Below are 10,712 nucleotides of genomic sequence, written 5' to 3'. Positions count from 1 at the left end.
GGGCCGGGTCGGTCACGAGGCGGATCCTCCTTCCGCGCGGCCGGAGATGCCGCTAATGAGGAATCCGGTTTTCGGACACGTTTTTGCCAGTCGATCTCCAGAGTTGTGGAAGTGTTGTTCGACCGGCGGTGTGGTGTCCGGGGTCGACGGAGCGCGGGTCGGCGTCCTTTCCGCGGTACGGGTAGTAAAAACGGGGCACGCCCACCGGGGGACCAGGTTTAAAGATCGAAATATGTCGTGACGTGCATTCACGGCGAAGAATAGTGTGCATGACCTAGCCCGATAGGATGATGATCGCCAGGCGTGGTAACCAGCCCGTCCCGACGATCGCTGGCACGCCCGACCGCCGCCGCGCAGCGCAGGCCCGCGCGGGCTGACCGACCGGCCCGCGACGATCATCACGTGCCGCGCGGAGCGACGGCCGCCAGACGGGATGAGGTCCGGCACGGCCGGCACGCGATCCGCCCCGGCCGAGGTGCGGGTGCCAGCCCAGGGCCAGAGGCGCCGCGGAGGCGACGGATCAGCCTGGAGGCACCCCGAAGGGGTACCAGCGCGGCGCCACGCTGCGGGCGCCAGGCGTTCCCGGAAAAGGGGCCGCGTTTCCTCGGGCATTGTGGGGTGTCCTTTCTGATGCCACCGGTTTCTGGCGGATCCAAGGACACCACATCGAGCACAGCGAAAAGACAGCGCGATCTTCCGCACCATGCCCAGCAAAGATCGCTGGGCAGTCCGTGGCGGCACAGCGGACCCGTGCAGCCACGCCCACCACCGGCGACCGGCCGCCCACCAGCGGCAGACTCCGCCCTGCCCAGCGGTGCTCTGACCTGCGACGCTGTGACATCGCCGGCAGGACACAGCAGCCGCTGTCACTGCGCCAGCGGCCTGCGCGCCAGGCCCCGATTGACACCTCCCCGAACAATCTTGGAAAAGACGTCGCGCTCGCCGCACAAGCGCCGGCCACGACATGCCAGCGATCAATAGTCCAACCGGACTATTGATCGCTGGCAACAAAACCGGGGCATATCCGAGCTGGCAGAGGCGCGCCCAGCAGACGGGGCTTTCCTATCCGGAAGTGGAAACGCCGCTCCCCGAAGAAGCAACCCCGATACCTCCAGACCGGCCAGGACCTGCCGCCGAGCACAGCGCCGGCCGGACAGCTGCCCGTCTCAGGGTTGCCCACCCGCCGGATCGATCGGCGGCCCTACCCAAACAACGGCGCCAGCGCCGCCCCGACCGTCCACCGGAGCACGGACCGGCCCCACCCGAAGACCCAAGGTCCGGGTCCGGACCCGGACCGGTCAGCAACCCGACCCATCCGCCCTCCGACCGGACACCAACCCGACCACGGCCCACGCGCGACCCGCGCGACCCGCGCGCGGCCCGAGCAGCGGAACTCCGCGCGGACCGGCCGGCTCCGCACGGCGCGGCGGAACCTTGGCCGGGCCAGGAGCCGACACGGCCGGCGGAACCGGACCGGCGCGGCGCGTCGGCGGGAGCCGGCCAGACCAGCGAAGCCCGGCGGAACGGGACGACACGGAACCGGCGCCCGGAACCGGGCCGGACAGGAAGGCGGGAAGGTGAGTAGGAGGGAAGGCGGAAAGGAAGGCAGGCGGGTAGGACGGTGGGCGGGTCGAAGCGAACCAGCGCGGCCCGCGGAGCCGACGAGCCACCGCGGGCGCGACCGGCGCAGCCCAGCACGACCCGCGCCGCCCGGCACGGCCCAGCACAACCAGCTCGACCCAACGGAACCCTGACCCAACCCGGCACGACCGGCGGAACCCAGCGCCACCAGCGCGGCCCAGCACGACCAGCGCGGCCCAGCGCCACCAGCGCGGCCCAGCGCCACCAGCGCGGCCCAGCACGACCAGCGCGGCCCAGCACGACCAGCGCGGCCCAGCGCCACCAGCGCGGCCCAGCGCCACCAGCGCGGCCCAGCACGACCAGCGCGGCCCAGCACGACCAGCGCGGCCCAGCACGACCAGCGCGGCCCAGCACGACCAGCGCGGCCCAGCACGACCAGCGCGGCCCAGCACGACCAGCGCGGCCCAGCGCCACCAGCGCGGCCCAGCACGACCAGCGCGGCCCAGCACGACCAGCGGAGCGGCGGGATCGCTGGTGAAATGGGCGGAGCCTCCGAGCGTCAACGCTCGGAGGCTCCGTGAGGGTGAGGGACGGGGTCAGTCTTCGGGCTCTGGGGTGCGCTTCGTCGGTCGGTCGCGGTGGGCGAGGTCATCGCGGATGGCGTCGCAGCGTGCGGACAGTTCGCGTGCCTCCGCGCGGGCAGCGTCCCGGATCCTGCGTTGCTGCCGGCCGGATCCGTACTTGCCGCCGTAAGTCTGCTGAGCCACGGTCGAGAACACACCGGCGCGGCCGAGGTCATCGGCACGGTTCGCCACGTCAATGATCTTGCGAAGCGTGGGGAAGTCGCTACCATCTCCCCACGCTGACGCGAAGATCACATCTGACATGCCCGCGAAGTAGGTCACGGAGGCCAGATACCGCGCGCGCTGCTCGGCCGCTTCCGGTGTCGTGGCCTCCGACGTGGGCTTGGGGGCGCCGTAGCCGTTGCGCCGAGCAGCGTCCTTGACCGCCCACTTGCGGATCAGGGCACGGTCCGCGAGGAACATCTCTCCATCCTGCGGCCGGTACTGCCACCGGTCAGGCTCACGGGTCGCCACGTCGACCGACGCGACCACACAGCTACGCATGATCACACCAAGCCGCCGGGCGAAGATCAGTACCGCGTCCTGGGCGACATCGTCCGACACGTCGTCGTGGCCGTAGCTCCCGTGGCCGTCCCGCGCGATCGTGGCCGAACCGTCGGCACGCTTGCGCGACCGGGACGCGTCGGCCTTCCAGCAGTACCAGCGCGCGGACTCCACGATCGCGGAGAAGTCCGCTTCGGTCACCCGCGCCATGTCCTCCGCCGTGACCGCCTCACCGGCCACGGTCGAAGGAATGTCCCGCGAAAAGACAGGGGAAATGAAGGCATGCGACATGAAGGGGCTCCATGCGAGAGAGGGATTTAGCGCCGCGCGCCGGGCGCAACGCGCCGATATCTAATAGTCCCTCCCACGCGCCCGGAAATCAATACTTCCGGGCGCCAAATTCCACCTTTCTTGCGATCATTTCCCGTCGCGTTTCCGCAGGTCAAATGCCATTTCCCGGAGAGTGGCGACAGCGACATGAAAGCCAAAGGAAACCCTGCCGCCAGCACGGGCGAAAAGAAATGGAAAGGCTAAACCCACACAAGCAGCACCAGGCAAACACCATTGAATTCCAGAACAATGCGACACCGATCCGACACTCTTCAGTCGGCTTCCGGCGAGGCCCGCCATTCCCCGCCCCGATTATCTCCCCGACTTCGCGGGGAACTCAGTCGGGCTGTTCTTGGGCGGTGACAGCAGGCCGGTGACCTGCGCCAGCGCGCCTGGGTGGGGTAGCACCTCAAATTGGAGACCAGAATGGCTAACCGACGGGCCCACCGATGGGCAGGGGGTATGCCTGTAGAGTCGGTTCATGATGAGCAGCGACCACTGGCGCTGATCACTGCACGAGCAGCGGAGGCCAGGCCCCCTAGGGCAGGGCGGCTGACCAGGGCACCCGTCTCGCTGGGCAGGCCCGCTGGCACCGCCGAGACCGGCGATCCACTGCACACCGCCCCAGCAGCACTCCCTGGAGCGCCGCTCAGATAGAGGCGAACTCCCAGGACCGGCTGCCCATTTACAAATGCCCCTACAATGCCCCGCGAGTATCGGCGTCAGCGAGGGTGTAGCTGGGGCGGCGCTCGCATCGTTGACCGGTCGGCCGCCCGCGGCGGCCGATGCTCCACCCGCCCATTTCCGCCCCGCCCGGACCCACACGCCAACATTTCCGGCTTCGAGGCATCCACGACGCGACCGCCGGCCGGATCGGATCTCCCCGCGGTCTACCGAGCAACCCAGCCAACTCGTGGCCAGCGGGCCGACCTGTGTAGCAAAACCGCCGGCCACGGCGCAACGCCACTCGCCAGGTCAACCCAACCCGCACAGGCAGAATCCCCGACCGGCCGGTCCACGAGGCGAACTCTCCATCCAAATGCTAGACCCTCAGCACAAAACCAGGTGCCGCCTGCCGAGCACCGTGCCTGGACGGGGCCTATCCTCAGCCCCCACCCGTCGTGAGCGAAGGAATGTCGATCACCCGGACCGCAACCGTCGACGTCGTCGTCAAACCCGGGAACGCGCCAGCCTGGCCCGCACCCGCCCACGTCACGTCCCAGCGCACGGTCGCCGTCACGGTGAACGTCCCGCCCGGCTCGTCCAACGAGCGGTGATGATAGGTGTAGCCACAGTCGGGCGACGCGCTCTTCGGATCGGCACCGGCCGGGTACGGCGTGCCAGGCCCCGTGCAGGTCACCGTCCCGCCGTCCCCCAGAGACCAGACCACCGAGACCGGCTTGGCGACCGCCGTCACCGACACCCCACCCGCCGCCGCAGTCGCCGCCACCTGGTTCCACCCAGCCGCATCCAGCCACAGCCACGTCGGCAGCTGCACCAGCTGATCGCGGACAGGACTCATCGAGATCGCCGGACCGGCGAGTCCCAGATGGTCGCGGGCCTGGGCCGCCAATGCCTCCGGATCTACCCCCGGCCCCGGCGCCGGCGGGTCCGCCAGCCAGACCGGAGGCCGGTACAGCGCGTCGCGCACACCATCGGTCGTGCACTGGTACAGGTACCAGGCTCCCGGACCCTGGCCCGGCTGAGACGCCACCACCTCCACCGACAGCCCCGAACGCGCCACCGCGGCCCGCACGACCAGGCCCCCGCGCGCCGGCCGCTGATAAACAACCGGCCGCATACCACCCACCGGCGGCTGATAGTCGCTGCGGACGTAGGCGCACTTCGCCGTCTCCGGCGGCGTCAGATTCCGGTCGCCCGGCGCAGCGCCCCTACCCTGGCCCCCACCACCGGCGCCGGGCGCAGGGCCCTGCGGCGCGGCAGGCGCCGCCGGGGCGGATCCCCCACCCGCGAACAGCTCGCAACCCGGATGCGGATTCTGATCACAGTTCACCGACCCATACCAACCCTGATCATCCGGACCTGTGGGTGGCGCCGACTCGGCGCTCGCGGGCACAACCCCGCCGATGCACACGGCCGCCACCACGGCGAGGACGCCTACGACCCGGCCTAGCACGAGCCCACCGACCCCACAGCAAACCGCGTGACCCGCCACACACCGTCCTCGTGGAGCCTCACCTCGGCGCTGATCTGCCGGCGGCCACCCGGAGATCCAGTCACCAGCTGCCCGTCATCCGGCTGACCTGGATCAGCGTGGTACTTCTGCCACCCCGAGTCGTCTCCACAGTCCGAGAGCAGGACCGTCGCGGGCGCGGCAGGAGGATCAGCCGAGGTCACCGTCGGGTGGTTCACCGACTGGCCTCTGGAGACGACCTTGTTGAAACGGTCGGCATACAGCGTGCCAGTGATCACCTGGAGCGCCGAGCCCGAGGCGTAGCGGGACAGCTCTGGAGCCTGCCAGTCCGACGTGTGGCTGGCGACCGCGGCCGCCCGCCACATCCCCAGGTACGCGGCCACCGCCTCGCTGCTCGCGACCTCGGCCGCAGACGTCGGCGACGGCGTGACGCTCGCCCGCGCCGGCGACGAGACAGCGCTGCTCGTGCCAGCCGCACCAGGCGTCGAGCCGCCGTCCGAGCAGGAGACCAGCACCGCGGCGCCGACCGCGAGCAGCACTCCGCTGGCCAGCCGGCCAAACGGCCGGCGATCGCCAGGTCTGTGACGAGGAGCCACCGCGTCCACCTCGCAACGTCCGGCGCCGTCGGGTCACGGTCCCGCTGCGGACCGTACCTCCAGCTTGCCCGACCAGACCCGCCCAGACCCGTTCCAACTTCGCAGCGGGAACGGTGCCCCAGCACGATTTGACCCGTTACGGCTAGACGATGACTGGTTGATAGGAAGGCGTCGTATAGCTCGAAAGTACTATTGGACGCGTGCAGAAGATCGACACCCACCGCCGGACGGTCCACGCTCCGGCAAGCCGACGGCGCTCAGAGTCCGGCCGACGAGGCTGCTCTGTAGATGAGGCCGTTTAGCGAGTCCGCTCACCGACCGGGCTGCTTATCGGGCGTTCTCGACCTCGCTCAGCCGGGGCCAGCAGGGACACTGTGGCATGGTCTGGCTGCGGCGGGGTCGACTCCCACAGGCCGAGTCTTCGGATGACGTCGGCGGCCAGGGGGAGACCGGTCGGCTTCTCGGATGGCGGTGTCTGCCCAAGCGAGACGGTGCGGGTGAGGGCTATCAATGATCTCCACAGCAGGAGGCTCTCCCAGCGGTTCTGGATCGCCATGCCGGTTCGTCCGGTGAGACGGCCGAACGCATCGAGATCGTCAAGGCGTGCCCCATCGGCGAGAAGCCTGCTGGCGGTCTTCGGGCCGACTCCGGGAATTCCAGGGATGTTGTCGGAGGGATCTCCTGTGAGGGCTCGGTAGTCGCACCACTGATCAGGGGTGACGCCATGCTGGGTCACCACGTCAGCGACGGTGACCAGGCGCCGGTCGGCGCGACGGCTGGTGTTCAGGAGCATCGTCCGCGGGCCGAGCACCTGGTAAAAGTCCTTGTCCGTGGACATGATCAGGCAGGTCCGGCGGTCGCCGCGTTCGACCAGGGTAGCGATGACGTCGTCCGCCTCCCATCGCGGATGCTCGATCCAGGTGACACCAAGCATCTCCAGGCCGTCCCGGATACGCGGCAGGTCGGCGAAGACCTCCTGATCGCCCGCGACCGTGGGTTTGTACCCGGGATCGAGGCGGCGCCGGACCTCGGCACCGTTCTCCCCGTCGAAGACGACGACCAGGTGGGGCGGCTGCGGGGCGGACCGGGCCGCCGCGCGCAGCAGGGCGAAGAAGCCGAAGGCGCAGGTGATGTCGCGGCCGTGGCGCGAGGTGATCCGGGCGGGGAAGCCGAACGCGGCCCGGTGGAGCAGGTTGTGCCCGTCGACCAGCAGCAGGGGTGAGAGGACCGGCATGGTTCACCGTTTCGCACGCGTCCCTGGCCGAGGACATCCGGGTGCCCACGACGCGGACAGCACAGTGTAGCCGATACGGCCAGTTCCAGATCATCCACTACATGCGCGCCGCGCGGTCGCGCACTGGACCGTCAACGGGATGGTGTGCCCAAAGCCCGAATCTTCGCGCGCCGAGGCTTGTGGTGTCTATGCGTGTCCCGCATGGCCGTCACCGGCTATTGGCATAGTCACGTTCCTCGCTTGAACAGACACTCGGGACGCCGTGTCGCTGCGTGAAAGGACGGCTCGTCCGTGTCCGAGTGCGCCCGTTTGCATGATTTCTTCCCGTCTTCCCTATGAGCACCGCCGACCACACCGAGACGGAAGATGTTCTTCCTGATGGCGCGAATGTGGCGTTCGCTGGCCTGACGGCTGCGGGCAAGACCACGCATGCTCGGTTGTTGGCCAGCGAGCTGGGCTATGAGTATGTCTCGGCAACCGAGGTGCTGTTGGATATCCTCGGCATGCCCGTCACGGCGGAAAGGGCTTGGCTGGAACGGTACAACGAGATCCAGACAGCCCGAGCAGGTGATGCCGCAGACGAGGAGTTGGACCGGCGGCTGTTGGAGTTGGCTGCCAGCCGGCGGCGCACGGTGTTCGACACGTGGGCCCTGGCCTGGCTCGCACCGGATCCGCTGGTGCGGGTCTGGATCGAGTCCGACCCACCGTCGCGCGCCCGCAAGTGCCTGGTCTCACAGACGCTCACCCGCCTGTCCTTGGCTCAGTGCCACGCACTGGTCCAGGAGAAGGACACTCATACCCGCGATTCCTTCGCGCGCCGCCATCAGTTCGATCTTTATCTAGACCGCGATCGTTACGACCTCGTGCTCTGTAACTCGCATCTGATCCCGACCGCGGACCGGGAGTCCGCGGATCGGGGCATCGCCGCGTTCGCTCCTATCGTGCACGCCACCGTCACCGCGCTGCTGGGCGGCTGGCCGCCCGAGGAAGTGGCTCGGCTGAAGAGGCTGCACCCGGCCGAAATTCTGCATATAGGCCGGCGCTCCACGTCCCGAGCCGCGGGTTCCAGGTGCCAGGCGCCTTTCTGATTCGGCTATCCCCTCGCTCATTTGAAGGACGAACTCTCCGGAGGTGTCCGCGATGCGTGTCGCCTTGCTCTATCCCGAGGTCTACGATATGGCTCGGTTCCGAGAACGCCGCCGGGAGTTCCCCCCGTTCGGGGCGCTCTATCTGGCCGCAGTGCTAGAAGATGCTGGCCACGAGGTGGCGATCATCCAAGTACGGCCCGACCAGCTCGCCCTGGACCTCTCCGGCTTCGAGGCGGTCGGGTTCAGCCTCGCCTCCTCGGCGACCTACGGCTTCATGGCGGTGGCCCGCGCGCACAGCCAGGTCGACCCGGGCGCGCTGGTGATGGTCGGCGGCGTACACGCCAACTTCTATCCGGACGACGCGCTGCGCGACTTCGCCGCGGACGTCGTCTGCGTGGGCGAGTCCGAGGAGACGATCCTCGACGTGCTGGCCCGCGCCAGCGGCGGCCTGCCGGTCACTGGGATCGCCGGGACCCGCTGGGCCGAGGACGGCCAGATCCGATCCGGACTCCCCCGTCTGCTGATACGGGACATCGACCGGCTGCCGCTGCCGGCACGACACCTGCTGCCCGTGGAGGACGTCGTGATGACCGACCGGCTCGCCGGCCATGACGTGCGGATGGCACACGTGATGTTCAGCCGGGGCTGCCCGTTCCCATGCTCGTTCTGCGCCGCCGGCCAGACCCGCATCCAATATCGCTCCGGAGCCAGCGCGTACACCGAGCTGGCCCACCTCGTGGACCGCTACCGCATCGGCGGGTTCGCGATCGTCGACGACAACTTCGTCGTCAACAAGCGGAAGGTTGCCGACATCTGCGACGCGGTCGCCGACCTGGACCTGTCCTGGTCGGCGCTGTCACGGGTCGACACCGTCGACCCAGCCCTGCTGAAGACAATGGCGGCCTCGGGCTGTATCGAGATCAAGTACGGGGTCGAGTCCGGCAGCGAACCTCTCCTGCGGGCGATGCGCAAGAACACCACCCGTGCCGAGATCAAGGCAGCGTTCGCCGCGACCGCGGATGCCGGGATCGGCGCCAAGGCGTTCATCATCCACGGCTTCCCGGGCGAGAACCGGCAGACCACCGACGAAACGATCAACCTGCTCGGCGAGTTGGGCTCGTCGCTGACCCGCGTCTCGCTGTTCCGGTTCGTCCCACTGCCCGGCACCCAGGTCTACGCCGACCCAGACCGCCATGCCCTCCACGGCCTGCACACCCAGCCCGACTGGGACGGGGACTGGTCGAAATTCCACATCCACCACAACGACCGCCACTGGTGGGGCGGCCCCGACCAGTGGGCCGAACTCGAAGACTCCTACCGCAGGCTGCGCGGCTTCGTCGAAGACCACTGGGGCCCCCAGGGGTGACCGCCACCCCACCCCTGCCCACTGCTACGGTGCCCAGGTGATCAGCCGGCACCCGCGCACCGTCGGGGCCGTCACCCTCACCGACGTCCAAGCCCGTCGGCTGTGGAACTGGACCCTGTCCCGTCAGGGATTGCACCCTCGTAGCCGGCTGACCTCTGCCACACAGATCGGCCACGCGGCGCTCGGGCTGCATGCGGCCCGGCTGCCGTCCCCGTTCGCGACCGTCCTCGCGCGCGCCGAAGGTCCCGAGGTGGCGCTGTCGCTCTTCAGTCGATCCCATGGCCTCATCACGCTGCGCTGTGTGCGCCGCACCCTGCATCTCCTCCCTGTGGATCTCGCCGCCGCCGCGCACCGGGCTACCGTCCACTACCGCCTCCGCGACGCCACCCGCCGCGCGCACAACGCCGGCGTCCCTGACCATGTGCTCACCGAGATCCGTGCGCAGCTGCCAGAACTGCTCCAGGGTGGGCCGCTACAGCACCGGCGTATCGAGGACGTCCTCGCTCCCGCCAGCCCAGCCGCAGTCCGGGCCGCGGTCAAAATTGCCTGGGAGTCGGGCACACTCACCTATCTGAATGCCTCCGGCTGTTGGAACGCCGAACGCCGCATGTTCGGTCTGACCAGCCAGCTCCACCCCGATCTCGATCTCGACCTCGACCCGCGGAGCGCTACCCGCATGCTCCTGCGGGCCTACTTCGACCGGTACGGCCCGGCGACACTGGGGGACGCGACCTGGTGGTCCGCCCTCTCCCGTGCCGCCGTCCTCGACGCACTCGATGACCCCGAGACCGCACTCCTCGAAGTCGCCACCCCTTGGAGCCCGTCCCCGGCTTACATGCCCGCCGCCCGCTACGAACAGTTCACCGCGGCCGACCCCGACACCCACACCACCGGGCTGCACCTGCTCGCCCACGAGGACGTCGCGCTCAAGGCATACGCCGAAACCCGCACCCGCTACCTCGGCGAACTCGCCCCACGGCGGGCCTTCAACCAGATCGGTGAAGCCCTTCCCACCGTCCTCCTCGATGGCCAGGTATGTGGTACCTGGACGTGGGAACCCGCCAGCCGAACCGTCATCGCGACCCTCCTGCCCGGCCAGGCCACGACAACCATCCAGCAGGTCACGGCCGCCGCCGAACGACACACCGAAGCCCTGCGCGCCGGCTGGCGACCTCCCGCCCTTCCCGCCGCCCGGCCCGACCCACGGCAACTCGCCCTCGCCCTCTGACACCAAC

The 10,712-nt window shown here is 69.1% G+C and carries 7 protein-coding genes; 3 read left to right on the top strand and 4 right to left on the bottom strand.

Features of this window, described 5'->3' with window-relative positions:
• Positions 1-2,177: 2,177 nt before the first annotated feature.
• From AC08OV_RS20625 to AC08OV_RS20610, 4 genes are all read right to left on the bottom strand, one after another.
• Positions 2,178-2,948, bottom strand: coding sequence for a hypothetical protein (locus AC08OV_RS20625; protein ID WP_476620147.1), 771 nt, complete (start codon positions 2,946-2,948; stop codon positions 2,178-2,180).
• Between the two features lie 1,195 nt (positions 2,949-4,143).
• On the bottom strand, positions 4,144-4,848 hold the full coding sequence (locus AC08OV_RS20620) for a hypothetical protein (RefSeq protein WP_476620146.1): 705 nt from the start codon (positions 4,846-4,848) through the stop codon (positions 4,144-4,146).
• 320 nt (positions 4,849-5,168) lie between these two features.
• Complete coding sequence (locus tag AC08OV_RS20615) at positions 5,169-5,789, bottom strand: hypothetical protein (protein ID WP_476620145.1); 621 nt, start codon at positions 5,787-5,789, stop codon at positions 5,169-5,171.
• 298 nt (positions 5,790-6,087) lie between these two features.
• Positions 6,088-7,023, bottom strand: a complete 936-nt coding sequence (locus AC08OV_RS20610) for a 5'-3' exonuclease (protein WP_476620144.1) — start codon at positions 7,021-7,023, stop codon at positions 6,088-6,090.
• A gap of 389 nt (positions 7,024-7,412) precedes the next feature.
• Between AC08OV_RS20610 and AC08OV_RS20605 the strand changes: the two genes are divergently transcribed.
• The 3 genes from AC08OV_RS20605 to AC08OV_RS20595 are packed head-to-tail and all read left to right on the top strand — an operon-like array spanning position 7,413 to position 10,705.
• Complete coding sequence (locus tag AC08OV_RS20605; protein ID WP_476620143.1) at positions 7,413-8,111, top strand: cytidylate kinase family protein; 699 nt, start codon at positions 7,413-7,415, stop codon at positions 8,109-8,111.
• Between the two features lie 52 nt (positions 8,112-8,163).
• The gene (locus tag AC08OV_RS20600; RefSeq protein WP_476620142.1) at positions 8,164-9,477 is read left to right on the top strand and encodes a B12-binding domain-containing radical SAM protein; all 1,314 of its coding nucleotides are present in this window, start codon (positions 8,164-8,166) and stop codon (positions 9,475-9,477) included.
• A 37-nt stretch (positions 9,478-9,514) separates the two neighbouring features.
• Complete coding sequence (locus tag AC08OV_RS20595; protein ID WP_476620141.1) at positions 9,515-10,705, top strand: DNA glycosylase AlkZ-like family protein; 1,191 nt, start codon at positions 9,515-9,517, stop codon at positions 10,703-10,705.
• Positions 10,706-10,712 lie beyond the last annotated feature (7 nt).

The organism is Frankia sp. CeTa3Moorea, from assembly GCF_978021225.1.
The sequence above is the reverse complement of the archived record's forward strand: the minus strand, read 5'-3'. Positions and strand labels throughout refer to the sequence as shown.